Here is a 25,064-nt window from a genome sequence, read left to right on the forward strand (position 1 = left end):
TTACCACCTCATCTCCGTTGGGACGGTCACGTCAGTGACCCCGAAGTTGCGGTACAGCACGAGGATGATGCCGATACCGATCGCGACCTCCGCGGCGGCGAGCGCGATGACGAACAGCGCGAACACCTGTCCCGTGAGGTCGCCGTAGTACAGCGCGAACGCGACGAAGTTGATGTTCGCCGCGTTCATCATGAGCTCGACGCTCATCAGGAAGTACAGCGCGTCGCGCCGCGTGAGCACGCCGAACAGGCCGATACAGAAGACGGCGGCCGCGAGCAGCAGGTACCACTCCGGCGGAATCGAGGAGGCGACGGCGGTCATCAGCGCTCACCTCCGTCGCGGCCGCCGTCGGTAAACGCCTGTCCCACGGCGGCGATGATCGAGCCGCCCTCCTCACGTTTCGCCAGGTACACCGCGCCGTCGACGGCGACGTCGAGGGCGACCGCGGCGATCAGGAACGCGGCGAGGAACCCCTCGGAGGGGATCGTCGCGATGTCGTACTCGCCGAGGTTGAACAGGGCGTACCCGATGTTGTGGACGACGGACGCGTCGGCCGGGAAGCCGGCACCCCCTGCGGTGAAGTCCGCCGACAACGCCGTCAGGGCCATCGTGACGAAGAGGAGCCCGACCACCGCGGCGGGGACGAGGCGTCCCCCGCGGCCCGAGTCGTCGTCGCTCATGCGCTATTCACCTCCGTTTCCGTCTCCGATCGCGTGAGCATCACGCCGAACGTGACTAAGATCAGGACCCCGCCCACGTAGACGAGGATCTGCATGGCGGCGATGAATTCCGCCTGCAGCATCACGTAGTGGACCGCGACGCTCGTCAGGGCACCGCCCAGCAGCAGCGCGGCGTGGAACACGTCGCGCGCTAGGACGACCCCGAGGCCGAACGCCAGCGTGACCGCGGCGAACAGCCCGAACGCGATGGTAGGATAAACCATTGTGTTTGTCTCCTATGAGAACCCCTTTGAAGATTTCGAGACGCGCCCGCTACTGGTAGTCGACCTCGCCGTCGCCCTCCCCGATCCACGCGCCGCGATCGGGGTTCCGGGACTCCAGCGGGTCAATTCCCTTGTACCACGGGACGTTCTTGAGCTGTTCTTTGTTGAACACGAAGTCGTCCTTCGTGTCCGCAGTGAACTCGAAGTTCTGCGTCAGCAGGATCGCGTCGACGGGGCAGACCTCCTCGCAGAGCCGGCAGTAGATGCACTGCCCGATGTGGAGGTTGTACTGCTCCCCGTTACGCTGGTCGTCCTGCACGATCTGAATCGTGTCGTTCGGGCAGACGTTCTCGCACTGGCGGCACCAGATGCACCGCTCCTGGCTGAACTTGTGGACCCCGCGGAACCGCGGGCTCACCTCGGGCGCGTCCTCCGGGTATTCCACCGTGAATGTCGTCCCGTCCAGCGCGTGTTTCATCGTCGTCGCCATGGATTTCATGAGTCCGATCATATTACGCGATCACCCCCACGATTACGGCCGTGAGCACCAGGTTCGCGAACGACAGCACCAGCATTCCCTTCCAGCCGATCTCGATCAGCTGGTCGATACGGACGCGCGGCAGCGCGGAGCGGGCCCACTGCGTGAACAGGAAGAAGCCCCAGATCTTCACCACGAACCAGATGAAGCCGATGCTCTCCGGGCCCGGCCCGGAGGCGCCGCCGAGGAACGTCACGGCGAGGATCGCGCCGCCGAGGAAGATGTGCACGAACTCGCCGAGGTAGAAGAGGACGAAGTACGCGGAGGAGTACTCTGTCTGGTAGCCGGCGACGATCTCCGTCGGCGCCTCCGGGATGTCGAACGGGTTCCGGCCGATCTCGGCCATGTTCGCGGTGAGGAACAGCACGAACGCGAACGGGTTCACGAAGGCGTACCACGCCGGGATGTCGATCCCGGCGATCGTCACCAGCGTCGTCGTCTGCGCACCGACGATACCGCTCATCTGGAGCGTGCCCGCGAACAGCACGACGGACATCGCCGTGACGATGAGCGGGATCTCGTACGCGAGGTTCTGCGCGACCGCGCGGAGCCCGCCGAGCAGCGAATACTTGTTGTTCGACGCGTAGCCCGCCATAACCAGGGATATCGAGGCGATGGAGGCGAACGCAAACACCAGCGCGAAGCCGACTTCGGGGTCGGCGAGGTGGAAGTTGATCGGGCCGAGACGACCCATCGGGATCACCGAGAAGCCGAGCAGTGCCGACGCGGGCAGGATGACCGGAGCGATGTCCCAGGAGGGACGGTCGACGCCCTCGGGAACGATGAGCTCCTTCGCCAGCAGCTGGACCGCGGACGCCGGGATGATCAGGAGGCCGAACGGCCCGACCCGGTTGACCGCGATGCGGTCGGTGAACGCCGCCGTGATCTTCCGTTTCGCCCACGGGCCGGCGACGCCGGTAAACGCGAGGACGATGTTCCCGACGACGGCCGCCGCGATCAGCGCCGCGACGACCTCGCCGAGCACGCCCGGCAACCCGAACGTCTCGGCGAGGAACTCGGGGAACAGCTGTGCGGGTGCCGTCCCCATCAGCGGTCCACCTCCCCGAGCACGATGTCGAGGCTCCCGAGCGCCGCGATGACGTCGGGGATGTACTCGCCGTTGGCCATCTCCGGCAGCGTCTGGAGGTTCGAGAAGCACGGCGACCGGATCTTGAACCGGGCCGGCTTGTCGGTGCCGTCAGAGCGGATGTAGATGCCGAGCTCGCCCTTCGCGGCCTCGACCGCCCGATAGATCTCGGCGTCGTCGTCCGGCCGCAGCGTGCGGGGGACGTTCGCCTGGATGTTGCGCTCCTCCTCGGGCCAGTCCTCGAGCAGGTCGACGCACTGCTCGATGATCTTCGCGGACTCCTCGACCTCGCGCATCCGGACGAGCAGGCGGCTGAAGTTGTCGCAGCCGTCCTCCGTGACGACGTCCCAGTCGAGTTCGTCGTAGTAGCCGTACGGGTCGTCGCGGCGCAGGTCGTAGTCGACTCCCGATCCGCGGGCGACGGGACCGGTCGCGCCGTAGTTCTTCGCGACCTCCGGCGGGAGGATCCCGGTGTCGATCGTCCGCATCTGGAAGATCTCGTTGGAGGTGACGAGGTTGTGGTACTCCTCGACGGACTCCGGCAGTTGATCGAGGAAGTCCCGAGTCTTCGAGAAGAACTCCTCGCGCGGCTCCGGGAGGTCCCAGACGACGCCGCCGAGCCGGAAGTAGTTGAACATCAGCCGCTGGCCCGTCAGGTCCTCCAGCAGGTCCTGCACGCGCTCGCGGTCGTTGATCGCGTACATGAACGTCGCGGTGAAGTCGCCGTTCACGTCGAGCGCGAACGTGGCGAGCGCGAGCATGTGCGCGGCGATCCGGCACATCTCGGCGCCCATCGTCCGGATGACCTGCGCGTACTCCGGCACCTCGATCTCGGCGAGGTCCTCGGCCGCGCGGGCGTACGCCCACTCGTTGAGCAACCCCGCGGAGATGTAGTCCCAGCGGTCGGGGTACGGCATGATCTGGTGGCGGTACGTGCCGGCTTGTGCCATCTGCTCCTCACAGCGGTGGAGGTAGCCGATGTCGGGCTCGACGTCGACGACCTGCTCGCCGTCGAGCGTCGTCTTCAGGTGGAGCACCCCGTGGGTCGCCGGGTGGTGCGGCCCGATGTTCAGGAACATCGTGTCGGACTCGGAGTCCTTGTGGTGCTCCTGCAGCGGGTTCGCGTGCTCCGGCAGCGTGGCGATCTGCGGCCGGTCCTTGTCGTAGTCCATCGACAGGGGGTGTCCCTGCCACGTCTCGGGCAGGAGGATCCGGCGCAGGTCAGGGTGGTCGTCGTACTCGACGCCGATCAGGTCGTACGCCTCCCGCTCGTGCCAGTCGGCGGTGCGGAAGACGGGCTCGGCCGACTCAGAGACCGGGTCGTCCTTGTCGGCGGGGACGACGACGCTGACCTCCTGGGTCGGGTCGTCGAACTTCTTCAGGTGGTAGATCGACTCGTAGCGGTTCTCGTACTCCTGCGCGGAGACCACCGAGAGGTGGTCGTATCCCGCCTGCTCTTTCAGGGTCGAGAGCGTCTCCTGAACGGTGTCCGGGCGGATGACGAAGCCGGGCGCGTTCAGATGGTCGTCGCGACCGACGACGAGGTCGCCGAGAAGCGCCTCCAGCTCGTCCGGAGTGCGCTCGAGCGCCGCGTCGTCGGTGGTGTCCGGTCGTTCGAGGCTCATGGTGAATCAGCGAAGTTGTACCGCATGACGAGTTCGTCCTCGTCGATCTGGTCGGCGAGCTTGTCGACGAGCTCGTCCCGTTCGAGGTCGGAGAACTCCTCCAGTTCGTACGGCTTGACCGTCACGGGCGCGGCCTCGCCGTTGGCGACGCGCTCCTGCAGCTTCACGACGCCGTAGACGAGCGCCTCGGGACGGGGCGGGCAGCCGGGGACGTGGATGTCGATCGGGATGACCTCCTCGGCGCCCTTGATCACGTTGTACCCCTCCTGGAACGGGCCGCCGGAGATGGTACACGAGCCCATGCCGACGACGAACTTCGGCTCGGGCATCTGGTCGTAGACGCGCTTCATCCGCGGCGCGAACTTCGAGACGATCGTTCCGGGGACGATCATCACGTCCGCCTGTCGCGGCGACGCGCGGGGGACCCCGCTCCCGAACCGGTCGAGGTCGTGTTTCACGGCGTAGGTGTGCATCATCTCGATGCTGCAGCAGGCGATGCCGAACTGCAGCATGAACATGGAGGAGCCGCGACACCAGTTCAGGAACTTGTCGAACTTGGTGAGGATGAACGGCGAGGAGCCGAACGCCTCACGGAGGCGGGAGTTAAACCGGTCTCCCTGCCCGGTCATCCGGGCGTCTCGGGTCTCCGTTACGACTTGCGATTCGTCGGTGATGAATGGTTGATCGCTGCTCATTAGTTGAGGTCACGCTCCGTTTTTCTGCTGGTCGCGCGGGGACTCCGAGCCCAGCTGATCGCCCCCGACCGCCACGCCCAGACGAGCCCGATCGCGAGGATCCCGACGAACGCCAACATCGGCCACAGCAGAGCAGTCATCGGCACGCCGGCCTGGATGGCCGGGCGGTAGATGACGGCCCACGGGAACAGTAACACGGTCTCGATGTCGAACACGACGAACAACAGCGCGACCATGTAGTACTGGATGTTGAACCGGATCTTCGTCCCGCCAGTCGGGGTCTCGCCGGACTCGTAGGTGGTGCTTTTACCGGTCTCAGGCACGCTCGGACGGAGCAACGCCGACACTGTCATCATCCCTATCGGGATGAGCAGGCCGACGGCCGCCAAGGCGCCGATCGCTATCCAATCGCTCATATAGGTCTCCGTAACGTGCTGAGGTTTGGACCGCCCCCTCATAAGCGTTGAGTCTTCAGGGCATCGCCGCAAGGAGGCCGCAGACGACCGCGAGACCGCTCAACACCCGATCCGTCCGTGCTCGGTTCCGCGGTCGACCCGGTCGTCCGGACGCGTCCGAGACGATCCGTCGGGGGCTACTCCAGCAGACCCGTCCGAGGCTACTCCTCGTCTCGCGCGCGGAACCCGTCGATACCGAGGTCGTGGAGGTCGGCCGAGACGTCGGCGACGCCGCCTTTGAGGTCCTCGTGGTACGCGATCAGCCGCTCTTCGATGGCGTCGTGCTCGCGTGCGAGCACCTGTGCGGCCGACAGACCGGCGTTGAACGACTTCCCGGCGTCGACGGCGACGATCGGCGCCCCGGTGGGCATCCCGATCACGGAGTCCACCGACTTCTCCTGTACCGGCACCCCGATGACCGGGATCGGGTACGCGAGCGACGCGGTCATGTTCGGGAGGTCAGCGGACTTCCCGCCCGCCCCGGCGATCACCACGTCGAGGCCGCGGTCTCCGGCGGTCTCCCCGTAGGCGTACATCAACTCGGGGGTTCGATGGGCGGAGACGACGTAGCTCTCATAAGTGAACCGGGCGTCCGGCGCCTCGTCGAAGTCGGTCTGCTCCGCGAAGCCGAGCTCGTCGAGCGCGTCGAACGCGCCTTCCATCGTCGGGAGGTCCGAGTCCGAGCCCATGATGATCCCCACGTCGGGAGTCGTTTCGGGATCGGGGTCGGACTCCGCTTCCGCTTCGAGCCGCCGGATGAGGTCCTGCACCGTTGGCATGGACGAGGGTTCGGCGGAGGGCTACAAGGAACCCCCGGATGCGGCGCAGCCGCCGGGTGCTGCGAGGCGTCAGTCGCCCCGGGAGATCAGACGCCCGGAGGACTAGTCGCCCCGGAACGTCGTCGCGTCGCGGAGTTCTCTCGCCCGCGAGAGGAGGGCGTCGCGGTCGCTTTCGCCGTCTCCGGTCACCGTCAGGTGTCCCATCTTCCGGAGCGGGCGGACGTCCTCCTTCCCGTACCAGTGGAGGTCGGCGTCGGGCGCCGCGAGGACCGATTCGGCGCCGCGGAGGGTCGCCGGTCCCGTCTCCTCGACGTCACCGAGGGCGTTCGCCGTGACCGCGGGCGCGGCGAGGTCGGTCGGACCGAGCGGCCATCCGAGGACGGCCCGGACGTGGTTCTCGAACTGCGAGGTCCGCGCGCCCTCGATGGTCCAGTGGCCGGAGTTGTGGGGGCGCGGCGCGATCTCGTTGACGAGCACGTCGCCCTCGCGGGTCTCGAACAGCTCGATCCCGTAGACGCCGCGTCCGTCGAGGAACTCCAGCACGTCGCCGGCGACCGACTCGGCCTCGGCGACGACAGCGTCGTCGGCGCGGGCGGGCGCGACGCTCTCGCGGAGGATCTCCTCCCGGTGGATGGTCTCCGTCACGGGGTAGGTACGCGTCTCCCCGTCGGCGCCTTTCAGCCCCATCACGGCGATCTCGCGCTCGAAGTCGAGGAGCTCTTCCGCCATCGCGTCCCCGCCGACCTCGTCGAGCGCGTCGGCCGCGTCCGCGGGGTCCTCGACGGGGACGTTCCCGCGGCCGTCGTAGCCGCCCTCGCGGGCCTTCAGCATGACGCCGTCGAACTCCTCGACGACGCGTTCGAGCCCCTCCGCGGTCGCGACCGCGACGAACTCCGGGACGGGGATGCCGGCGTCCGCGAGCGCCTCCTTCTGGACCAGCTTGTCTTGGATCGTCCGGAGGGTGGCGGGGTCGGGCTGGACGGGCACGTCGTGCTCCGCGCTCGCCTCGGCCAGCAGGTCCGGATCGGCGAGTTCGATCTCGAAGGTGAGCGCGTCGACCCGGCTCGCGAGTTCGTGGACCGCGTCGGGGTCGTCGAAGTCGCCGACGATCTGGTCGCTGACGACGGGAGCGGCCGGGCACTCCGGCGTCGGGTCGAGCACGACGACCTCGACGCCGAGCCGTGCGACCGCCTCGCCCATCATCCGACCGAGCTGTCCGCCGCCGACGACGCCGAGCGTCGGTCCCGGCAGAGTGATCGACATATACGGCCGCGTACCCGACGTTACTGCATAAATATTCCCACATCGGAGCGAGAAATACGCACGAATATGGGCACTTTCGAGCGGGGCTGGGCCCACGCAACCGTTTTCCGTTCGGGATTGCTCCTCGCAGGTGTGACCGCGATACGGGGACTCTACGAGCGGGTCGACGAGTGGGCGCGCGGCCTCTCCCGAGGGCGGTACGCGGCCCTGTTGGGAGCGTCGGCTGGCGTCGGCGTGCTCGCCGTCGGACGCGCGTTGAGCGGGGACGTCCTCCTCGTTCGGGCCCTCACGATGGCGCTCGTCATGTTCGGTCTGGAGTACACGTTCGGCGCCTTCAGCGGATCGTGAGACCTTTCAGCGGAACATGAGGCCCTGCGGAGCGAGAGACCAGTGACCGGAGCGCCGAGCGAACGCGGTCGGAGTCCGGTGGCCGCACCCGTCAGACACGTCGGCGACGCCCTCAGAGTTCGGCAGTCGCCAGGTCGCTCTCCAAGTCGTCGACGAACTCGTTGTACGCCTCGACGAATCCGCGGAACGAGTCGGCGTACTCGCGGACGTCGGCCGCGGAGGGCGCCTCATACTGCGAGAGGAGGTAGAGCCCGCCGGAACCCCCGACGCGGAGGTACGAGACGGTCCCTTCGTCCCACTTCAGCTCCCAGCGGTCGCCGTCGACGCGGGCGGTGTACGTCCCGTAGTCGTCGCCCTCGTAGCGGTGAATCTCGCCGGCGATGAGGGTGCAGGTCTGACGGATCGCGCCCAGCACGCGGTCGCGCTCGGCGACGACTCCGTCCGTCGATGCGGGCTCCGGGAACTCGGCGCTCACCCCGTCGAGGACGCCCGACAGCGACGCGACGTACTCGTTCCACGCGGCGACGAGGTTCGCGTAGTCGTCGAGGGCGGCCGCGAGGTCGGTCGGGTCCGGCGGCTGTTTCGTCGAGATGACGTACACGTCCGAGCCCGACTTCGGCGAGAACAGCAGGAACTCCAGCTCCCCGGCCTCGTGCTTGACGGTCCACGCCCCGCCCGGCGTCGACAGCTCCCGTCGACCGTAGTCGCCCCCCTGGAGCTTGGCGAGCTGGTAGGCGATCGTTCCGGCGTGATCGCGGACCGCGGCGACGATCTCGTCGCGCCGGTCGGCGACCGCGTCCGTGTCGCTCACGTCGAGGTCGAGCCCGAGGTCGGCGTGCGTGGTCACGATCGGTCTGGGCGCCACAAGGGGTTAATCGGTTCGGGTCGGGGGAGGGAGAGCCGACCCGCGGCCGCCGGTCACGCGATCGATTCCCGGATCTCTCGGACCCGCGCCGGCTCGTCGATCCCCGAGCGCAACACCACGGCGAACACCCCCTCGCCGTCCGGCTCCGGCGCGTCGCCGCTCAGGATCGCGTCCGAGCCGGTCTCCTCGGCGAGCCACCGCCGACCGTCGGCGATCGCCTGTCGGTTGAGCCACGCCGGCGGGCCGCCGACGACGAGGAGCGTCCGGTCCGCGCGGCCGTCGGGGACCTCGACCGTCGACTTGCCGCGGGCCGCCTTCCGGATCGTGGTCTCGATGGCCGACACCGCTTCGCCGGTGTCGACCTCGGCGGGTTCGTCCGAGCCGAACAGCCCGAGGCCGAACCGCGACCCCGACTCAGGCGGTTCGACCGCCTGCGTGGCGTGGCCGACCGCGGCGATCTCCCCGTCGTCGCCGACCGCGCGGGCGACGTCGCTCGCGTCGAGCACCTGCTGCGGGGTCGACTCCCGGTCGCTCGACTCGCCGGCGCCGAACAGCGCCGCGATCCGGTCCGCGACGACGCCGTTCAGCCGGTCCCGGGCGTCGACGAGCGTCTCGCCGGGGCGGAGCCACGCGTCGTTGTCGAAGGGAAAAACGGCCGCACAGCGGTCGGAGAGCGCGTCGAGCGTCCGGGCCGCGTTCTTCTCCGCGAGGGGGCGACGCGGCTCGCGCTCCGCGGGTTCGGTCGCGCTCCCGCGGACGGGATCGACCTCGCTCGCCGCCGACTCCGCCGGCGTCGGGAGCGCCCCGACGGCGTACACCGAGACGTCGTAGAGGCGCGACAGCTCCTCGGCGAGCGCCGGCGCCGCCCCGGCCCCCGCGCCGCCGCCGAGGCCGACGACGATCACGAACGCCTCCGCGGCCGAGGGGTTCTCGTCGTCCATGACGCGGCCGAGCTCGCTCGCGTGGGCGTCACCGAGCCGCCTGCCGGCGTGGAGGTCGCCGTCGAGCCCGCTCCCGTCGGCCGCGTCGCCGAAGCGGTAGCGCCGCGACTCGTCGAGCGAGCGCAGGGCGTCGAGCGCCGCCGCGTCCGTGTCGAACGCGTTACACCCGTGCAGGAACCGGTCGTCGCCGTGATCGGCCGCGAGCCGGTGGGCGATCCGGCCACCGGCGCCGCCGAGACCGATGACGTGAAGACGCATACGTCACTCCGGTCGGCGAGCGGGGGCTTATCTCTTCGGCTCGGCGGCGAGCGGAAGCCCGCGCGGCCGCGGTGCGGGCGGTCAGAACTCGTCCAGTCGCCGCTGTCCGCGGGGGACCGCCGCCGGGCGCCCGTCGGTGTCGGTCTCGTCCGGGCTGCCGCCGAGCAACCGGATCAGCGCCGTGTCCGCGAAGGTGAGCGCCAGCACCAGCACGATCGGCGCGAGGAACAGCCCGTGGAAGCCGAAGACGACGGGACCGAAGATGTACGCGAGCATGAGCAGTCCGACGTGGGTCGTCTTCCCGCTGAAGTACGGCCGGAGCACGACGTCGGGGATCGTGTCGACGATGACCGCCGCGACGGCGAGGAAGACGGCCACGTAGGCGAGCAGCGCGAGGTCGTCGCCGCCCAGGAGCGTCGGTACCGAGGTCACCGCCGCCAGCGGGACGTACACGATCTTCATCCCGATCACGGGGATCAGGCTCGCGATCCCGGTGAGCGCGCCCGCGAGCGCCGGATACGGTACCTCGACCGGCGGCGGCGCGACCACGTTGTAGGCGGTGTAGGTCACGACGGCGATGATCGAGATCGCGATGACGTTGAGCAGGTTCCCGTACAGCACCGCCTCCAGCTCGGCGTCGGCCGTCTCGAGGTACTCTCGGACGACCGCGTCGTCGTCGAACGTGAGCAGCCACTCGTGGAACTTCGACCCGTCGAGCAGGAGGTAGTACGTGACGACGACGACGATGAGGAGGTTGAGCGCGAGCCCCCCGAGCGTGCTCGCCAGCAGCGGCGCCTGCTCGGAGACGAACTCGATCAGCGGATCGAGCTGACCGGAGCGGTACGCGGCGACCATCCCGTCGAGAGTGGGGTTCGAGAGCTCCGCCAGGTCCCCGACCCAGGAGTTCTCCGCGCCGACCGTCTCGGCGACCGGGTAACGCCCGATGAACCGGCGCGCCTCGATCAGCACCAAGAGCACGGTGTAGCCGATGAGCCCGATCAGCGGAACCCCGATGAGCGACAGGGAGACGGCGGCCCGGACGCGCGCGGGGAGGTGGAACTGTTCGAGCCTGTGGAAGAGCCGCCGCGTCGAGTAGTACAGGAACACGGCGACCGTGAGCGGAGCGACGAACCGGTACCCGATGAACCCCACGACGAGCGCGACCGCGATACCGAAGAGGGCGATGACGAACCGCTTCTGGTCCATGGCCGCTCGTCTCGGTGTGCCGACATAAAATATACGCCTTCGAACCGGACCGTCGACCGTCAGTCGTCGTCGAGGTCGACCGACCGGCCGCCGGCGTCTCCGTCGACCGACCGGCCGCCGGCGTCCCCCTCGGTCGACCGACCGCCGACATCCTCGTCGACCGACCGATCGCCGGCGTCCCCGTCGCTCCGCGGGTCGATCCCACGGTCTTCCATCGCCTGCTCGAACCGCGCCGCCTGTTCGCGGTGCAGCGACAGGATCATATCAGCCAACACGCCGAAGATCAGCAGCTGGATACCGAGGACCGTCGCGCCGACGGCGCCGATGGCGATCACCTCGTGGCTCACGCGGAACGCGAGCCACTCGTAGAGGACGTACGCGGTCATGAGCGCCCCCGCGGCCGTCGAGACCGCGCCGACGCTCCCGAAGTAGAACAGGGGGTTGTTCGTCTTCGCCTTGCGGTACAGTTCGAGGAATATCACGCCGCCGTCGCGGATCGGGTGGAGGTTGGTCGCGGATCCCCCGGGGCGTTCGCGGTAGGTGATCGGGACGACCGCGACCGGCACCTGGTTCTTCACGCACTCGACCGCCATTTCGGTCTCGATCCCGAACCCGTCAGCGGTGAGGTGGAGCCGGAGGAACGACTCCCGGGTGAACGCCCGGTAGCCGGAGAGGATGTCCCGGTATCCCTCGCCGTGGATCGCGCGGAACGCGAGGTTGATGATCCGGTTTCCGATCCGGTTCAAGCGGGTCATCGCCCCCGGTCGCATGTCGGCGAACCGGTTCCCGATGACGTGGTCGACCTCGCCGGCCAACAGCGGGTCGAGCATCGCGTCGACGTCGTCGGCGTCGTACGTCGCGTCGGCGTCGGCCATCACGACGTACGGCGCGTCGACGTGGTCGCGCACCGCCTCGCGGACGGCCTGCCCCTTCCCGCGGCCCGACTGTTCGACGACGCGCGCACCGGCCTCCTCGGCGGCCCCCCGCGTCCCGTCGGTGGAGCCGCCGTCGACGACGAGGACGTTCCCGATCCCGGCGTCGCGGAAGGCCTCGACGACGCGCGCGACCGTCTCGACCTCGTCCATCGTGGGCAGCAGGACGCAGACGTCGTCGTAGTCGCTCATGTCGGGTCGACGGCGGGCGAGTCCCTAAACTCTGCCCTTCCGACGCGACGATCCCCGGGGGCTGAACGCTCCGATCGTCGAGCCGCGCCGACGGTCCTGCGGCCACCCATACGCTCATGTGTCCGACGACAGATCGTGTGAGCATGTCGCATCCACCCGATCCCCACGTCGACGAACTGCTCAGCGCGGCGCGGACGGCGATCGGCGACGAACTCCGGAGCCTCACCTACTTCACCGCGGACGAGGTCACCCAGCTGTACCTCCGCAGCGACCTGAGCCGCACCGCGGACCTCGTCGGGTTCGCGGAGAACGAACGCCAGGGGTTCCACTCGCAGTCGCTGTACGCCAACACGCAGCTCGGCGACTACCAGTTCACCGTTCGCGTGTTCGAAAACGGGTATCTCACGAGGGTTATCGCCGGGGAACACGGCGTCTGGGTGACGACGGATTCGATGCAGATGGACCGGTTCGAGGAGCTCGCCAGCGCGCTCTCGGCGATCCTCCGATCGTTCGGCCCGGCGTGACGGTGGCGACTTGATCCGGGGAAACGGATCGACCCGGATCCCGGTCGCTCAGCCGAGGTTGCTCTTCAGCTCCGGGACCAGCTCATCGGGATCGACCGGCTTGGTGACGTAGCCGTCGGCGCCGGCCTTCACCGCCTCCATCATCTTCTCCTGCTGGTCGACGCTCGTGCACATCACGACCACGGCGTCCGGCCAGCGGTCCTTGATCGCCCGCGTCGCCTCGATCCCGGTCATCTCCGGCATGACGACGTCCATCGACACGGCGTCGGGCTCGTGTGCCTCGAACAGCTCCACGGCCTCAGCGCCGTTCTCCGCCTCGCCGACGACGTCGAACGACCCCTCCAGCGCGTCCCGGACCACGGTCCGCTGGAACGAGGAGTCGTCGACGACGAGTACCCGCTCGGTCATGGCGAGTAATCGGCAATTGAACGGCATAAGCGCGCGGATCGCCCGGCGCCCGACCTCGGACGGTGCGTCCGCTCCGCGCAACAACACCTTGTATATTCGTCGAAGCGTATAATGAACATAGGAACAACGTTAAGGTGTATCCCGCGGTACTTTACCGCATGGAAACGCGGAAGGTCCAACGGCTGGGTCCGTCGACGCTGGCGATGACCCTCCCCGCCGAGTGGGCACAGGAACACGGCGTCAACAAGGGCGACGAGGTGTCGCTCCGGATGGGCGGAAAGGGAACGCTCACCGTTCTCCCGGAGTCGGTGAGCTCGGAGGAGTCGGAGGCCGTCATCAACGCCGACGGGCTCGACGCGCGGTCGCTGGAGCGGGCCATCGTCGCGCAGTACGTGCTCGGGCGACGCGTGATCCACGTCCGGAGCGAGGGCACCCTCGACAGCGAACACATCAACGCCGTCTACAAGGCCGAGACGCAGCTGATGGGGCTCGGCGTCATCGAGGAGACGCCGGAGGACATCTCTATCCGCTGTTCGGTCGACCCCGAGGACTTCACCCTCGACAACCTGCTCGAACGGCTGGAGAACACCGGGTCGACGATGCGCGGCGAGGCCGTGAAGGCGCTCGCCCACGGCAACCCCGACCTCGCGCAGCGCGCGCTCAACCGCGAGCGGCAGGCGAACAAGATCTTCGTCCTGCTGCTCCGGCTCATCTTCACGGCGTACCAGAACCCGAACCTCGCCCGCGCGGTCGGATTGGAGGAGGGGTTCCCCCTCATCGGCTACCGCTCCGTGGCGAAGAACTTGGAGCTCACCGCCGACAACGCGGAGGACATCGCCGACATCGTGATGGAGGCCGAGGGTCACACGCTCGACGTCGACAGCGCCACGATGCGGCAGATCCGCGAGTTCACCGATCAAGTGGACGACCTGACGGCGCTCGCGGTCAGGGCCGTCGTCGAGCGCGACTACGACCTCACCGTCGAGTGCCGCGACATGTTCGCTCGGCTGGAGGACCGCGAGCAGGAGATCCTCGGCGAGCTGCCGAGCGACCTCGACAACGACACGCTGCTGATGACCCGCGAAGTGCTCGTCAGCCTCCAGCACACCGCCGAGTACGCGATGCGAAACGCGGAGATCGCCGCGAACCTCGCGCTCAACGAGGAGTCGGAACACGTCGAGATCATCTGAGGCGTCGTCCGAGTCGCCGGTTTCGACACCCGTCGCGCCCGCGGCGTGGCCCAGTGCCGCGCCCGCGACGTGGCCCGGCGTCGCGCCCTTCGTATGAACTAAGTAGCCGCCCGCGAAGCGACGGGTATGAGCGAGGGATCTATCGAGTCTGACATGGAGATCGGCGTGGCGCTCGCGTTGGGGGCCATCGCGCTCGTTGGCACGGCGCTGATGTTCGGATACCCGTCGCAGCTGGGCCGCGCGTGGGGGTTCGCGGCGGCGTTCGTCTTCGCCCTCTGTTCGGTCGCCGCCGTGCAGCTGTTCGACTGAGCGACCGATCGACGAGAAACCGTTAAGGACGTCTGACGCCTACGTTCACGCCATGAGCGAGTACACCGAGGAAGAGCAGCGGATCCTCGCGTACCTCACGGACAGCGTCACCCGTGGCGAGCGGTACGTCCGCTCGAAGACGATCGGCGACGCCATCGGCCTCACGGCCAAACAGGTCGGCTCGCGACTCCCCCGACTGGCCGAGAAATCCGACGATGTCGACATCGAGAAGTGGGGCCGGGCCCGGTCGACGACGTGGCGCGTGACGCCGCAAGGGTGAGGGCGGTTCGGGCGTCCGACGAGTCCCTCCGCCATCGAGGCCGGTGCGAATCTGATCGACCCCTCCGCAGTCGAGGCCGGGGCGAATCTCTTCGGCCCCGCTGCCGGACTCGCGTGTTTTTAACCCCCGTAGCACCAACGGGAATGTATGACCGTCCGAGTCTCCCGGACGTTCGAGTTCGACGCGCCCGCGGACGACGTGTGGGCGTTCATCTCGGACGCCGAGAAGCGCGCCGGCGCGATCAGCGTGGTCGACACCTTCGACGTCCACGACGAGAGACGCGCGACGTGGCACGTCGCGCTCCCGATCCCGATGATCCGGTCGACGATCTCCGTCGAGACCGAGGAAGTCGTGCGCAACCCCCCGAACCGAGTGAAGTTCGTCGGCAAGTCGAAGGCGTTCCGCGTGACCGGCGAGCACACGATCACCGAGACCGACGGCGGCTGTCGGCTGGCGAACGAGTTCGTCGTCGACGGTCGACTGCCGGGGGTCGAGTCGTTCTTCGAGCGCAACTTCGACGCGGAGCTCGACAACCTCGAAGACGCGCTGCGGGCCTCGATGGGCCCTAACGAATGAGGATCGCCTGCGTCCAGCTCGGCGTCGAGGGCGGCGCCGTCGCGGCCAACGTCGAGAACGCGGTCGAGCGAGTCCGCGCGGCCGGCTGTCCCGGTTCGCGGCCGTCGCGGCCGACGCCGACGTCAACGTCCTCGCCGGGACCGTCGTCGAGGATCTGGCCGCCTCCGCGGCCGACGGGGTCGACGTCCAGGCGGCGGAGGGGCTCGCGAACGCGGCCGTGCTCTTCGACCGCGACGGGGAGCGCCGGCCCGTCTACCGGAAGCACCACCTGTTCGGGTACGGCTCCGAGGAGACCGATCGAATGGTCCCCGGCGAACGGGTCCCGGTCGTCGACTTAGAGGGCGTCCGCGTCGGCGTCACGACGTGTTACGACCTCCGGTTCCCGGAGCAGTTCCGCGACATGGTCGAGGCCGGCGTCGAGTGCGTGCTGGTGCCGAGCGCGTGGCCGTACCCGCGCGTCGAGCACTGGCGGACGCTCGGTCGGGCCCGGGCGATCGAGAACCTCGCGTACGTCGCGGCCGTCAACGGAAGCGGCGCGTTCGACGGCGACGCGCTCTGCGGCCGGACGGCCGTCTACGACCCGTGGGGGACCACGCTCACGTCCGCGGGAGAGGAGCCCGCCACGGTGACGGCCGAGGTCGATCCGGAGCGAGCGGCGGCGGTGCGCGAGGAGTTCCCCGCGCTGCGGGACCGGCGCTGACCGCCGACCACCGAGCGGCGGTCCCGAAGCCGCGGCCGCCGAGCGCGGACCGTCTGGTTTATACCGGAGAAGCGTTAAGGGGCATTCGCCGAAGTCCGACGCTTTTCTCGTTGGAGTTCGGCGACAACAACGCGCGCCCGTCCCGACCACTCGGGCGGCGACGCCGACGACAGCCCGGGGGTCCGCTGTCCGGCTGCCGCCCGCCCGCCTCCCGTCCACCCTTCGCCGTTCGCCGCGTCCCGCCTTCCCGTTCCGCCTTCCCTCTCACTGGCCACCGGACGATATTTGTGGCCCGTCGAGTATCGGTCTCGATAATTCGAGCGGTAGCTTCTTGTTCCGAATCGGACTGGTCGTAGACGCCGCGGACGAAACCGGCTGTCCCGTCCAGTTTCGGGCGGGACGGCCGGACACTCGCTTCCACCGTCCGTCGTCCGTCGGCCCTCGGGTTCGGGTCCGACCGCTCCCACACCGTACCCGAACCCGTTCTGCGGCGCGCGGCGAAAGTTATCCTTCCGACGTTCTCGGCAACTGATAGTCGATACCGTCGTTCGCGGCATCGGGTGCCTCCCGCGACGGACGCGGTTCGAACCCGCCTCGACCGGGTCGGCCCCGATCCGTCCGCCGAGACCGTCACTCGTCCGGAAGCGGAACGCGGCCGGACCGAAGCGCAAGGACGAAACCCCCCGATCCCGAACCGTCGGTCGAATGTTCCCCCGCGAGTACCGCGGCGTCGCCTTCGTCGTCGGCCTGTTCCTCGTCGTCCAGCTCGGCGCGCTGGCGCTGGTCCCCGAGTTCGCCGAGAGCGGGTACCAGGCGGTCGAGAACCCGGACGACCCGACGAACAGCCTCGTGTACGTTCTCGCGATCCTCGTCATGACGGGGCTGATGCTCGCCGCGTTCAAGTACAACTTCGACGGCGCGATCCGACTCCTCATCGTCGGCGTCTCGGCGTGGCTCTCCTGGTACGTCTTCTCCGCGCTGGTGTCTCCACTCGCCGCGGCCGTGCCGGCCGTCGCGGTCGGCGTCGGGCTCCTCGTCTACCCCGAGTGGTACGTGATCGACACGGCCGGGGTGTTGATGGGCGCCGGCGCGGCCGGGCTGTTCGGCATCTCGTTCGGCCTGCTCCCCGCGCTGATCCTGCTCGCCTTCCTCGCTGTCTACGACGCCGTCTCGGTGTACGGCACCGAGCACATGCTGTCGCTCGCGGAGGGAGTGATGGAGCTGAACATCCCCGTCGTGCTCGTCATCCCGCTGTCGCTGTCGTACTCGCTTCTCGGCGGCGACGAGGCGGAAGACGCGGACGGTCCCGACGGCGCGACCGTCGCCGGGGACGACGGGGTCGACGAGAGTGACGGGGTCGACGGGAGTGACGGGGACAACGAGATGGATCGAGGCGGCGAGCGCGCGGACGACGACGGCGCCGACGTCTCGGACCCCACGCCGATCGAGGAGCGCGACGCGTTCTTCATCGGCCTCGGCGACGCCGTGATCCCGGCGGTGTTGGTCGCGAGCGCGGCGACGTTCTCCCCCGCGGCCGGGCTCGCTGTCCCGCTGATCGGGATCAACCTCCCCGCGCTGCTCGCGATGGTCGGGAGCCTCGCGGGGCTCCTCGTGCTGATGAGTTGGGTCATAAAGGGCCGGCCGCACGCCGGACTCCCGCTTTTGAACGGGGGCGCCATCGGCGGCTACCTGATCGGCTCCGTGGTCGCCGGGGTCCCGCTCGCGGACGCGATGGGGCTCGCCGGGTTCCTCTGAGCGCCCGCAGTCGGACCGCGCGAGGCGGTCGGCGCGCCCGCCGGTCGACACCGTTTTTCCGTCGGTCGCCGTCGTTCGAGCCGTGTCCGATCCGACTCCGCACCACGTCGGCGTCACGGTCGCCGACCTCGACCGCGCCGTCGACTTCTACACCGAGACGTTCGATCTGGACGTCGCCGCCGAGTTCGCCGTGGGCGGCGAGGCGTTCGCGGACGCCGTCGCCGTCGACGGCGCGGCCGCCGACTTCGCGCACCTCGTCGCCGGCGGGGCGGGCGACGAGACGGTCGTCGAACTCGTCGCGTACGAACCGGCGGGCGAACCGACGCCCAATCCGGAACTGAACCGACCGGGCGCGATCCACCTCGGGCTCTCCGTGGACGACGTGGAGGGGTTCTACCGCGGTCTCGACGGCGACGTCGAAACCCTCAGCGAGCCGCGAACGACCGAGAGCGGGACCACGATCCTGTTCGTCGTCGACCCCGACGGGAACCTGATCGAAGTGCTCGACGCCTGAGGACGGAGAAAAGCGAGACCGGTTCTTACTTGACTTTCGTGCCCGGCCCGGCGTCCTCGTAGGTCGTGAGGAGGTCGGCCTCGTCGCCGGCAGCGAGCACCATCCCGTTCGATTCGACGCCGAACAGCTCCGCCTTCTCCATGTTGGCGAGCACGACGACCTTCGTCCCGGGCAGGTCGTCGACGTCGTGGAGCTGTTTCAGTCCGGCGACGATCGTCCGGGTCTCGGCGCCGAGGTCGACGCGCAGCTTCAGGAGGTCGTCGGCGCCCTCGATCCCCTCGGCGTCCTCGATCCGGCCGATCCGGATGTCCAGTTCCTGGAAGTCGTCGAAGCCGATGCGGTCGTCGCTGAGGGGCTCGATGTCGGTCATGTCGGTGTCGTCGGTCGCGTCTTCGTCGGTCGCCGCTTCGTCGTCCGATCCGTCCTCATCGCCGTCGCCCTCGTCGCCGTCGCCCTCGTCGCCGTCGGCCGCCTCCGCCTCGGCGACCCGCGACTCCAGCTTCTCGTTGAGCGCCTCGACGCGCTCGTCTTCGATCTGCTCGAACAGCTCGGTCGGCTCCGCGAGGTCGCCGGCGGGACCCTCGCGGGCCGCGTCGACGGTGACCTCGTGGACGGAGCCGTCCTCGCCGAGCTGGTCCCACAGGCGCTCGCACTTCTCGGGGGCGATCGGCTCGAACAGCACCGCGATCGCCTTCGCGATCGCGACGCAGTCGTGGATCACCCGCGCGGCCTCGTCCGGGTCCTCGTCGACGAGGTTCCACGGCTCGCTCCGCTGAATGTACTCGTTGCCGAACCGCGCGAGGTCGGTGACGGCGTCGCCGAGCGCGCGCACGGAGTAGTCGTTGACCGCGGCCTCGACGTCGTCGATCGCCTCTTCGATCCGGTCTCGCACCTCGTCGCTCGTCGCGTCGGCGATGGGCGCGTCGTCGTAGTTGCGGTGGGCGAAGAGGAGGGAGCGGTAGAGGAAGTTGCCGACCGTCCCCACCAGCTCGGTGTTGACGCGGTCGCGGAACTTCTCCCACGAGAAGTCGACGTCCTGCTGGAAGCCGCCGTTGGTCGCGAGGTAGTAGCGCAGCGGGTCGGGGTGGAACCCCTCGTCGAGGTACTCGTCGGCCCAGACGGCGCGGTCCCGGCTCGTGGAGAACCCCTTCCCGCCGAGGGTGACGAAGCCGCTCGCCATCACCGCGCGCGGCTCGGCGTGGCCCGTCGCCTCCAGCATCGCGGGCCAGAATATCGTGTGGTGCTGGATGATGTCGCGGCCGATCACGTGAACGATCTCGCCGCCCTCGGGGTGGGCGTCGCTCGCGCCCTCCAGCCAGGCCGCCTCCCAGTCGAAGGCGTCGGCGCCGACGCGCTCCGAGTACTGCTTCGTCGAGGAGATGTACTCGATGGGGGCGTCCACCCAGACGTAGAGGACGAGGTCGTTGTCGGCGGTTTCACCGCCTCCCCGAGGCGACTCCGTCGCCTCGCCGCCCGGGTAATCGATCCCCCAGTCCATGTCGCGGGTGATACACCAGTCCTGGAGCCCCTGCTCGATCCACTCGCGGGGCTGGTTCCGGGCGTTCGACGTCCCCTCGAGTCGATCGAGGAAGCCGGAGAGGTAGTCGGAGAACTCCGAGACCTCGAAGAACTTGTGGGTGCGCTCGCGGTACTCGGCGGGGTTGCCGGTGATGGTGGAGACGGGGTCCTCGACCTCGCCCGGTTCGAGGTGGCGCTGGCACCCTTCGTCGCACTCGTCGCCGCGGGCGTGCGCGCCGCAGTACGGGCAGGTCCCCTCGACGTAGCGGTCGGGGAGGTACTGGTCGTCGACGGGGTCGTACGCGACCATGATCTCCTTCTCGTAGACGTGACCGGCGTCCTCCAGGTCGCGGACGAGCTCCTGGGTGACCGCGGTGTTCGTCTCGTCGTGAGTGTGGCCGTAGTTGTCGAACTCGACGTTGAACTTCGGGAACGTCGCGGCGTACCGGTCGTGCCAGTCGAGCGCGAACGCCTCGGGAGAGACGCCCTCCTGTTCGGCGTTGACCGCGACGGGCGTCCCGTGCATGTCCGAGCCGGAGACGAACGCGGTCTCCTGGCCGAGTCGTTCGAGCGCGCGGCTGTACACGTCGCCGCCGACGTAGGTGCGCAGGTGGCCGATGTGGAGGTCGCCGTTGGCGTACGGCAGTCCACAGGTCACCACCGCCGGGTCGTCGGTGGGGAAGTCGTCGTGGCTCATGTTGTGGGTGTATCGAGTTGTCGTGGATACGGGCCTAAAGCCCGCTGATTTTCGGGTGGAATCGAGGCGGGTCGCTCGGTCGGGGGGGAAGCCGCGGCCGATCGCTCAGACGGCTTCCGCACGCGGGCACGGCGACGGTTCCGAGGGGACGCCCCTCAGGGTTCCATCGACCGTTCGGCGCGAGCGGTGAGCCGGTCCGGGTCGAGCCGGTAGAACTCGAACTCCACCCGGCTCGCCGGCTCGCCGAAGACGTCGACGATCGGTATCTGGTCCGTCCGTCCGAGCCCGGCGAGCGACTCCGTGGAGATCGACTCGTCGGTGGTCGACACCAGCCGACCGCTCGCCACCACGCTCTTCCACCGATCGTCGCGCTCGCCGTAGGTGACGAACGTGGTTCCGCGGTCGGTCGGATTCGCCTTTCCGCTCTCTTCCCCGACGGCGAGCCGGAAGTAAAACACCTCCTCGACGGGGTCGTATCCGTACGACACCGGGACCGAGTGCGGGGGATCGCCGGCGGCCGTCGACAGGGAGAGGACTCCCGTTCCCGACCGCCCGAGGAACTCGTCGCGCTCGTCGTCCGCCATCCGAACCGCGTCGGGATCGGTCATACCTGACGTTGGACGGGCGCGGTAATGAATGTCAGCCACGGATCACGGTGAGAGCGGGCCGCGTCGGTCCGCCCCGCCACTACACGATCCCGCGGACGACCGCGGCCGCCTCCGACGCGGTCGGGGCGATCACGTACACGATCGGCTCGACGCCGACCGCGCCGGTCTGGTAGAGGACGAGCGTCGCCGCGTCGTCGCCAGCCGGGAGGTCGGCCGCGGCGACCGCGCCGGCGACCGCCTCGCTGGTCTCGCGTTCGGCGTCGAACTCGACGGTCGGGTGCGACGCGGCGAGCGCCGCGACGGTGTCGGGGTCGTACCGGACGTTCACGGCGCCGCGGGCGGTCGACCCCGCCTCGCGGGCGGCGAGCAGGACCGTCGCGACGTGCTCGCTGACGCCGAACTCGGGTTCGCCGGGGACCATCGCCTGCCCCTTCACGTCGACGAGGCGGCCGGGGACCGCGGCGACGTCGTCGATCGTCCGGGCGTCGTCGAGGCACTCGGCGACGTTGGCGCCGACGTTCGGAATGAGCGCGGCGAAGCCGGAGGCGTTCGTCAGGGTGCGGAGCCCGCGCCGCACCGACCCGAGGACCCGCTCGCGCTCGCGGAGCCCGCTGTCCGGGTCGTGGACCGAGAACTCCACCTCGGCGTCGGCGAGCGCCGGCATCGCCTCCTCGTGGAGGTCCGCGAGGAGGTCGCCCTCCTCCAGACGCCGGATCAGCACCTCGATTTCGACGAGCGCGCCGACGGGGCTCAGGTCGCCGTCGGCGAGCCCCTCGCCGATTCGATCGACCAGATCGCGGACCCGATCGTCGGCGACGATCCGGTTGTTGCGGGCCACTTCGCCGTGGGCGTACTTCGAGACCGCGGACTGGGAGATCCCCAAGGCGTCGGCGACCTCCCGCTGCGTGAAGCCGCGGTCGCGGAGGTCCTCCGCCAGCATCGAGCGGACCGTCGGGAGGAACTCGTCGACGACGACCTCCTCGATGAACTTCATGAGCGGTCCCCCCTCGCCCCGTCGTCGCCCTCGGCGGCGCTCGTCGAGGTCCCCGCTGCGCTCCCGTCGCCCTCGAACTCCGGGTCGTCGCCGATCCGGGAGGCCTGCGGGCCGTCCTGGTCCTGGTACTTCGACCCGCGCTCCGCGCCGTACGGGCGGTCGGCGGGCGACTTCAGCTCGGTGAACGTGAGCTGGGAGACGCGCATCCCCGGCGAGAGCGCGACGGGCGCGGTGCCGAGGTTCGAGAGTTCGAGCGTGATCTGCCCCTTATAACCGGGGTCGCACAGGCCGGCGGTGTTCGACAGGAACACACCTCCTTTCCCGCCGAGGAAATTCTCTATCGTTCTGCCGTTCGGCTGAACTTCCAGGTCATACGTGGGTTCGACACGGTCCGTCGCTTCGACTTCGACGACTTCCTCGAATCGAACTTCTTCACGGAGGATCTGATCGAGACGCCGCGTATTCGCACCGTTATCGGTATACACCTCCCGGAACCGCTGGAGCGTCTCACGTTTGACGGTGTCGTATTCGTTGTTTTCGACGTTTGAGACGCTCGATTTCGACGAATATCCCATCGCATCGGCGGCCTCGCTCATCGTCAATCCGGTCTCTTTCCGCAATTCGTGTAGCAGCTCGCTCGGAACCGGAACGTACTGACCGCGTTTGTGCGGATCAGTCGCGGTATCGACGGCGTGTTCGGTCCCGCTTGTCGTGACGTCGCTCATGGGGATGTAAGTCTCGCGCTCTCTGGCGTAAGTGGAACTGTGCAGTCCGAGCCGAGCGGCCAGATACATCGCACCGTCGGCGAGCGAGCCGTTCGACGTGTACAGCGTATCCCTCGACTCTCGGCGGCAACCATCGCCGTCGAGGAGTCCCTCGTGTAGTCCGCGAAGTACCGCAGTCGGCCAGTTCCACGCTCGGTCCGGAATATCCTTCTCGCTTCCAGACCCGGCGAGTTCACGGATGACCTTCGACCACAGCGCCGAACATACCGTGAGTCGCTCGACGCCGTTCTCACCCTCTCGTCGGTGAACGCTTGCGTCGTGTCCCTCGAACCATTCTTCGACCCGGTCGAGAAACGCGTCGTCCTTGTTTCCGAACTGGACCTGCTTCCGCCGAGCGGAACCCTCGGCGATGTAAAATCCGAGTACCCAACCGAACTCCGGGGTCAATTCCAGGTTGCGGGACAGTCGGTAATCGCTCTGCTTGAACGCGATGTCCGCTTCTTCGGGAGCGGTCGCACTGGAGACACACGATAGCGGTGCCGCATTTCGCGAGTCGTAATGACGCCGTGACGGCTCCGCCACGTCGTCGGTCCAGACAACGTCCCCTATCCCGTCCGACGCGTACGCAATCACTTCGTCGTCCCCTTCTAACAGCGAGAGCAGATCGAGGGAGGATTCCTCCGTCGGAGACGCGGGAAGAACTCCCGGAACCATCACGTGGGACCCTTCAGCATCCTCGCTGGCTATTCGCGTAACACCGCCGTCCGCGTTGAGGGTGAACAGATTGTGATCTTTCGTCACTAACACTTCTCGCCCGGACTCGAGGGTGACACGGTAGATCTTTTTTGTCGGATTCGTAATATAATCCGTCACTCGGTGTGTGCTCACTCTCAAGCTCTTCGGGTCAAATGCGACCGCTCTCGCCGGTCGTTCGTTTTCGACGATATCGCCGATCTCGTAGAATCCGAACCCCTCGTCCGGCGTCCACAGGAACACCGTTTCGTCGTGCGGCAACGAGGCGTGGACGACGATCGCGAGCCGCCCGAGCGACGAGCGCCCCTCGACGTGCGCGACGAGGTCGTCCGGGATCTCGACGCGCTCGGTCGTCGTGCCGAGCACGAAGTCCCCGGGGTGGAGGATGAACTCGTCGCCCTCGTCGACGGTGGTCTCAGTGACGTACTCGCCGACCTCGTCGGCCTCGGTCGGGTGGATGCAGGGGATGTTGGTGCGCTGGAACTCCAGGAATCGCTCGCCGAGCCGTAGGTCGACGCTCGCGGGCTGGACCTGCTGGTCGACGTCGCCGAGCGGCTCGACCACGAGGTCCCCCGCCGCGAGCCGGTCGAGGATGTCCGCGTCCGACAGGATCATGTCGGGAGACGGAGCCCGCTCGGCTTAAAAACTCCCGAATGCGGCGGCTCGCGGTGCGGGGGGGTCACGGAGGTCACGGTGCGCGGGGATCGCGGGACGCGTGCGGCGCCGCGAAGGTGCGGCGCCGCGAGGGTGAGGCAGGCCCTCACACCGCCGCGAGAAGGAACGCGAGCACGGCGAACGCACCGGCGACCGCACCCGCAGTCCCGCGGTCGAGGTCGTGGGCCGCTTCCAACCCCCCGACGACGATCACCCACTGGACCGCGATCACGACCGCCGAAGCGGCGAGCAGGGGCGCCTGCATCGCCCCGATCGCGGCGACGATCTCGTTCGCTATCGCCTCGATCGTGGCGCCGTCGACCGCCGCCGTCGAGAGCGCGTACCAGACCGCCGCGACACCGGCTCCGAGTCGGACGATTTCCGGGAGGATCGCCCACGCCGCGATCACGAACGAGTCGCCCACGGAGCCGCTCCCGCCGGCGAGGCGCGCGCCGCCGTGGAGGACGAGCGCGAAGATCCCCCACCAGATCGGCACACCGAACAGGCCGTACGCGACGTAGTCGCCGGTCGCGCTCCGGAGTTCCTCCCCGACGTCGACGTCGACCCGTTTCGGGCGGTCGCACCGCTCGCCGACGAGCGAGTCGTCGTCGCCGAACGCCTCACAGGTCGCCTCCGGCGGTCGGTCTGGGTTGTCGACGGTGACCTCCCGGTCGATCGTCGCGTCGAACGCCGCGCCGAGCGCGGCGATCCCGCCGACCGTCGAGACGGTGA

Annotated in this window: 28 protein-coding genes and 2 pseudogenes; 9 read left to right on the plus strand and 21 right to left on the minus strand. The window is 68.5% G+C overall.

Annotated elements, in window-relative coordinates; translation table 11 throughout:
* The 10 genes from nuoK to DJ73_RS16850 form a co-directional block, all read right to left on the minus strand.
* Nucleotides 1-321, minus strand: coding sequence for an NADH-quinone oxidoreductase subunit NuoK (gene nuoK / locus DJ73_RS16805; protein ID WP_008004452.1), 321 nt, complete (start codon nucleotides 319-321; stop codon nucleotides 1-3).
* Entirely contained in the window at nucleotides 321-680 is a 360-nt protein-coding gene (locus DJ73_RS16810; RefSeq protein ID WP_094525387.1) for a hypothetical protein, read from the minus strand. Before DJ73_RS16810 ends, nuoK begins: the two co-directional genes overlap by 1 nt.
* Complete coding sequence (locus DJ73_RS16815) at nucleotides 677-943, minus strand: NADH-quinone oxidoreductase subunit J (RefSeq protein ID WP_094525386.1); 267 nt, start codon at nucleotides 941-943, stop codon at nucleotides 677-679. Before DJ73_RS16815 ends, DJ73_RS16810 begins: the two co-directional genes overlap by 4 nt.
* Nucleotides 944-992: 49 nt before the next feature.
* Nucleotides 993-1,454 (minus strand): NADH-quinone oxidoreductase subunit I, encoded by a 462-nt coding sequence (locus DJ73_RS16820; RefSeq protein ID WP_006113010.1) that lies wholly within the window; start codon nucleotides 1,452-1,454, stop codon nucleotides 993-995.
* A 1-nt stretch (nucleotide 1,455) separates the two neighbouring features.
* Entirely contained in the window at nucleotides 1,456-2,529 is a 1,074-nt protein-coding gene (locus DJ73_RS16825; RefSeq protein WP_094525385.1) for an NADH-quinone oxidoreductase subunit H, read from the minus strand.
* Complete coding sequence (locus DJ73_RS16830) at nucleotides 2,529-4,193, minus strand: NADH-quinone oxidoreductase subunit D (protein WP_094525384.1); 1,665 nt, start codon at nucleotides 4,191-4,193, stop codon at nucleotides 2,529-2,531. The genes DJ73_RS16825 and DJ73_RS16830 overlap by 1 nt, the downstream gene beginning before the upstream one ends.
* On the minus strand, nucleotides 4,190-4,888 hold the full coding sequence (locus DJ73_RS16835) for an NADH-quinone oxidoreductase subunit B (protein ID WP_094525383.1): 699 nt from the start codon (nucleotides 4,886-4,888) through the stop codon (nucleotides 4,190-4,192). Before DJ73_RS16835 ends, DJ73_RS16830 begins: the two co-directional genes overlap by 4 nt.
* On the minus strand, nucleotides 4,888-5,304 hold the full coding sequence (locus DJ73_RS16840) for an NADH-quinone oxidoreductase subunit A (protein WP_092562085.1): 417 nt from the start codon (nucleotides 5,302-5,304) through the stop codon (nucleotides 4,888-4,890). Before DJ73_RS16840 ends, DJ73_RS16835 begins: the two co-directional genes overlap by 1 nt.
* 200 nt (nucleotides 5,305-5,504) lie before the next feature.
* Nucleotides 5,505-6,122, minus strand: coding sequence for a 5-(carboxyamino)imidazole ribonucleotide mutase (purE, locus tag DJ73_RS16845; protein ID WP_094558539.1), 618 nt, complete (start codon nucleotides 6,120-6,122; stop codon nucleotides 5,505-5,507).
* Nucleotides 6,123-6,224: 102 nt separating this feature from the next.
* The gene (locus DJ73_RS16850; RefSeq protein WP_094558540.1) at nucleotides 6,225-7,385 is read right to left on the minus strand and encodes a 5-(carboxyamino)imidazole ribonucleotide synthase; all 1,161 of its coding nucleotides are present in this window, start codon (nucleotides 7,383-7,385) and stop codon (nucleotides 6,225-6,227) included.
* A 132-nt stretch (nucleotides 7,386-7,517) separates the two neighbouring features.
* Between DJ73_RS16850 and DJ73_RS16855 the strand changes: the two genes are divergently transcribed.
* The gene (locus DJ73_RS16855; protein ID WP_094525380.1) at nucleotides 7,518-7,733 is read left to right on the plus strand and encodes a hypothetical protein; all 216 of its coding nucleotides are present in this window, start codon (nucleotides 7,518-7,520) and stop codon (nucleotides 7,731-7,733) included.
* A gap of 112 nt (nucleotides 7,734-7,845) precedes the next feature.
* On the opposite strand, the gene DJ73_RS16860 is transcribed toward DJ73_RS16855, so the two are convergent.
* The 4 genes from DJ73_RS16860 to aglJ form a co-directional block, all read right to left on the minus strand.
* Nucleotides 7,846-8,580 (minus strand): hypothetical protein, encoded by a 735-nt coding sequence (locus DJ73_RS16860; protein ID WP_094558541.1) that lies wholly within the window; start codon nucleotides 8,578-8,580, stop codon nucleotides 7,846-7,848.
* 71 nt (nucleotides 8,581-8,651) lie between these two features.
* Nucleotides 8,652-9,797 (minus strand): cell division protein FtsZ, encoded by a 1,146-nt coding sequence (locus DJ73_RS16865; protein ID WP_094558542.1) that lies wholly within the window; start codon nucleotides 9,795-9,797, stop codon nucleotides 8,652-8,654.
* Nucleotides 9,798-9,878: 81 nt separating this feature from the next.
* On the minus strand, nucleotides 9,879-11,003 hold the full coding sequence (locus DJ73_RS16870) for an AI-2E family transporter (RefSeq protein WP_094525377.1): 1,125 nt from the start codon (nucleotides 11,001-11,003) through the stop codon (nucleotides 9,879-9,881).
* Nucleotides 11,004-11,062: 59 nt separating this feature from the next.
* The gene (gene aglJ / locus DJ73_RS16875; RefSeq protein WP_094525376.1) at nucleotides 11,063-12,127 is read right to left on the minus strand and encodes an S-layer glycoprotein N-glycosyltransferase AglJ; all 1,065 of its coding nucleotides are present in this window, start codon (nucleotides 12,125-12,127) and stop codon (nucleotides 11,063-11,065) included.
* 143 nt (nucleotides 12,128-12,270) lie between these two features.
* On the opposite strand from aglJ, the gene DJ73_RS16880 reads away from it, so the two are divergent.
* A complete protein-coding gene (locus DJ73_RS16880; RefSeq protein ID WP_094525375.1) occupies nucleotides 12,271-12,651 on the plus strand; it encodes a hypothetical protein in 381 nt (126 codons plus the stop codon).
* Nucleotides 12,652-12,699: 48 nt separating this feature from the next.
* Here the strand turns inward: DJ73_RS16880 and DJ73_RS16885 are convergent, their stop codons facing one another.
* A complete protein-coding gene (locus tag DJ73_RS16885) occupies nucleotides 12,700-13,059 on the minus strand; it encodes a response regulator (protein WP_094558543.1) in 360 nt (119 codons plus the stop codon).
* A gap of 158 nt (nucleotides 13,060-13,217) precedes the next feature.
* On the opposite strand from DJ73_RS16885, the gene DJ73_RS16890 reads away from it, so the two are divergent.
* From DJ73_RS16890 to DJ73_RS16920, 7 genes and pseudogenes are all read left to right on the plus strand, one after another.
* Entirely contained in the window at nucleotides 13,218-14,249 is a 1,032-nt protein-coding gene (locus tag DJ73_RS16890) for a phosphate uptake regulator PhoU (protein WP_094525373.1), read from the plus strand.
* 126 nt (nucleotides 14,250-14,375) lie between these two features.
* Entirely contained in the window at nucleotides 14,376-14,558 is a 183-nt protein-coding gene (locus tag DJ73_RS16895) for a hypothetical protein (RefSeq protein ID WP_094525372.1), read from the plus strand.
* A gap of 52 nt (nucleotides 14,559-14,610) precedes the next feature.
* Nucleotides 14,611-14,838, plus strand: a complete 228-nt coding sequence (locus tag DJ73_RS16900) for a hypothetical protein (protein ID WP_094525371.1) — start codon at nucleotides 14,611-14,613, stop codon at nucleotides 14,836-14,838.
* Nucleotides 14,839-14,985: 147 nt separating this feature from the next.
* Complete coding sequence (locus DJ73_RS16905) at nucleotides 14,986-15,414, plus strand: CoxG family protein (RefSeq protein ID WP_094558544.1); 429 nt, start codon at nucleotides 14,986-14,988, stop codon at nucleotides 15,412-15,414.
* Nucleotides 15,411-16,114, plus strand: a pseudogene (locus DJ73_RS16910) (nitrilase-related carbon-nitrogen hydrolase). The gene DJ73_RS16905 and the pseudogene DJ73_RS16910 overlap by 4 nt, the downstream one beginning before the upstream one ends.
* 705 nt (nucleotides 16,115-16,819) lie before the next feature.
* Nucleotides 16,820-17,869 (plus strand): presenilin family intramembrane aspartyl protease PSH, encoded by a 1,050-nt coding sequence (locus DJ73_RS16915; protein WP_094558545.1) that lies wholly within the window; start codon nucleotides 16,820-16,822, stop codon nucleotides 17,867-17,869.
* An 82-nt stretch (nucleotides 17,870-17,951) separates the two neighbouring features.
* Nucleotides 17,952-18,383, plus strand: coding sequence for a VOC family protein (locus tag DJ73_RS16920; RefSeq protein ID WP_094526652.1), 432 nt, complete (start codon nucleotides 17,952-17,954; stop codon nucleotides 18,381-18,383).
* 25 nt (nucleotides 18,384-18,408) lie between these two features.
* Here the strand turns inward: DJ73_RS16920 and metG are convergent, their stop codons facing one another.
* From metG to DJ73_RS16945, 6 genes and pseudogenes are all read right to left on the minus strand, one after another.
* Nucleotides 18,409-20,598, minus strand: a complete 2,190-nt coding sequence (gene metG, locus DJ73_RS16925; protein ID WP_094558546.1) for a methionine--tRNA ligase — start codon at nucleotides 20,596-20,598, stop codon at nucleotides 18,409-18,411.
* A 155-nt stretch (nucleotides 20,599-20,753) separates the two neighbouring features.
* Complete coding sequence (locus DJ73_RS16930) at nucleotides 20,754-21,206, minus strand: pyridoxamine 5'-phosphate oxidase family protein (protein WP_094525366.1); 453 nt, start codon at nucleotides 21,204-21,206, stop codon at nucleotides 20,754-20,756.
* A gap of 79 nt (nucleotides 21,207-21,285) precedes the next feature.
* Nucleotides 21,286-22,200: a thiamine-phosphate synthase family protein gene (locus DJ73_RS16935; protein WP_094526654.1), complete on the minus strand. Its 915-nt coding sequence runs from the start codon at nucleotides 22,198-22,200 to the stop codon at nucleotides 21,286-21,288.
* Nucleotides 22,197-23,921: a dCTP deaminase domain-containing protein gene (locus tag DJ73_RS21095; protein ID WP_394338328.1), complete on the minus strand. Its 1,725-nt coding sequence runs from the start codon at nucleotides 23,919-23,921 to the stop codon at nucleotides 22,197-22,199. The genes DJ73_RS16935 and DJ73_RS21095 overlap by 4 nt, the downstream gene beginning before the upstream one ends.
* Before the next feature lie 18 nt (nucleotides 23,922-23,939).
* A pseudogene (gene dcd, locus DJ73_RS21100) lies at nucleotides 23,940-24,293 on the minus strand (dCTP deaminase); the annotation flags it as partial.
* 145 nt (nucleotides 24,294-24,438) lie between these two features.
* On the minus strand, nucleotides 24,439-25,064 hold a 626-nt coding region (locus DJ73_RS16945; protein WP_094558548.1), incomplete at its 5' end, for a YIP1 family protein.

The sequence above is a fragment of the Halorubrum sp. Ea1 genome, assembly GCF_002252965.1.
GTDB lineage: Archaea > Halobacteriota > Halobacteria > Halobacteriales > Haloferacaceae > Halorubrum.

What these genes read in the sequence shown, in the direction of transcription:
- DJ73_RS16930 (WP_094525366.1), bottom strand. Translation starts at nt 21,206, where the DNA reads ATGACCGATCCCGACGCGGTTCGGATGGCGGACGACGAGCGCGACGAG.
- metG (WP_094558546.1), bottom strand. Translation starts at nt 20,598, where the DNA reads ATGAGCCACGACGACTTCCCCACCGACGACCCGGCGGTGGTGACCTGT.
- DJ73_RS16820 (WP_006113010.1), bottom strand. Translation starts at nt 1,454, where the DNA reads ATGATCGGACTCATGAAATCCATGGCGACGACGATGAAACACGCGCTG.
- DJ73_RS16840 (WP_092562085.1), bottom strand. Translation starts at nt 5,304, where the DNA reads ATGAGCGATTGGATAGCGATCGGCGCCTTGGCGGCCGTCGGCCTGCTC.
- DJ73_RS16830 (WP_094525384.1), bottom strand. Translation starts at nt 4,193, where the DNA reads ATGAGCCTCGAACGACCGGACACCACCGACGACGCGGCGCTCGAGCGC.
- DJ73_RS16900 (WP_094525371.1), top strand. Translation starts at nt 14,611, where the DNA reads ATGAGCGAGTACACCGAGGAAGAGCAGCGGATCCTCGCGTACCTCACG.
- aglJ (WP_094525376.1), bottom strand. Translation starts at nt 12,127, where the DNA reads ATGAGCGACTACGACGACGTCTGCGTCCTGCTGCCCACGATGGACGAG.
- DJ73_RS16885 (WP_094558543.1), bottom strand. Translation starts at nt 13,059, where the DNA reads ATGACCGAGCGGGTACTCGTCGTCGACGACTCCTCGTTCCAGCGGACC.
- DJ73_RS16815 (WP_094525386.1), bottom strand. Translation starts at nt 943, where the DNA reads ATGGTTTATCCTACCATCGCGTTCGGGCTGTTCGCCGCGGTCACGCTG.
- DJ73_RS16835 (WP_094525383.1), bottom strand. Translation starts at nt 4,888, where the DNA reads ATGAGCAGCGATCAACCATTCATCACCGACGAATCGCAAGTCGTAACG.
- DJ73_RS16935 (WP_094526654.1), bottom strand. Translation starts at nt 22,200, where the DNA reads ATGAAGTTCATCGAGGAGGTCGTCGTCGACGAGTTCCTCCCGACGGTC.
- DJ73_RS16870 (WP_094525377.1), bottom strand. Translation starts at nt 11,003, where the DNA reads ATGGACCAGAAGCGGTTCGTCATCGCCCTCTTCGGTATCGCGGTCGCG.
- DJ73_RS16890 (WP_094525373.1), top strand. Translation starts at nt 13,218, where the DNA reads ATGGAAACGCGGAAGGTCCAACGGCTGGGTCCGTCGACGCTGGCGATG.
- nuoK (WP_008004452.1), bottom strand. Translation starts at nt 321, where the DNA reads ATGACCGCCGTCGCCTCCTCGATTCCGCCGGAGTGGTACCTGCTGCTC.
- DJ73_RS16880 (WP_094525375.1), top strand. Translation starts at nt 12,271, where the DNA reads ATGTCGCATCCACCCGATCCCCACGTCGACGAACTGCTCAGCGCGGCG.
- DJ73_RS16825 (WP_094525385.1), bottom strand. Translation starts at nt 2,529, where the DNA reads ATGGGGACGGCACCCGCACAGCTGTTCCCCGAGTTCCTCGCCGAGACG.
- purE (WP_094558539.1), bottom strand. Translation starts at nt 6,122, where the DNA reads ATGCCAACGGTGCAGGACCTCATCCGGCGGCTCGAAGCGGAAGCGGAG.
- DJ73_RS16895 (WP_094525372.1), top strand. Translation starts at nt 14,376, where the DNA reads ATGAGCGAGGGATCTATCGAGTCTGACATGGAGATCGGCGTGGCGCTC.
- DJ73_RS16915 (WP_094558545.1), top strand. Translation starts at nt 16,820, where the DNA reads ATGTTCCCCCGCGAGTACCGCGGCGTCGCCTTCGTCGTCGGCCTGTTC.
- DJ73_RS16810 (WP_094525387.1), bottom strand. Translation starts at nt 680, where the DNA reads ATGAGCGACGACGACTCGGGCCGCGGGGGACGCCTCGTCCCCGCCGCG.
- DJ73_RS16905 (WP_094558544.1), top strand. Translation starts at nt 14,986, where the DNA reads ATGACCGTCCGAGTCTCCCGGACGTTCGAGTTCGACGCGCCCGCGGAC.
- DJ73_RS16850 (WP_094558540.1), bottom strand. Translation starts at nt 7,385, where the DNA reads ATGTCGATCACTCTGCCGGGACCGACGCTCGGCGTCGTCGGCGGCGGA.
- DJ73_RS16865 (WP_094558542.1), bottom strand. Translation starts at nt 9,797, where the DNA reads ATGCGTCTTCACGTCATCGGTCTCGGCGGCGCCGGTGGCCGGATCGCC.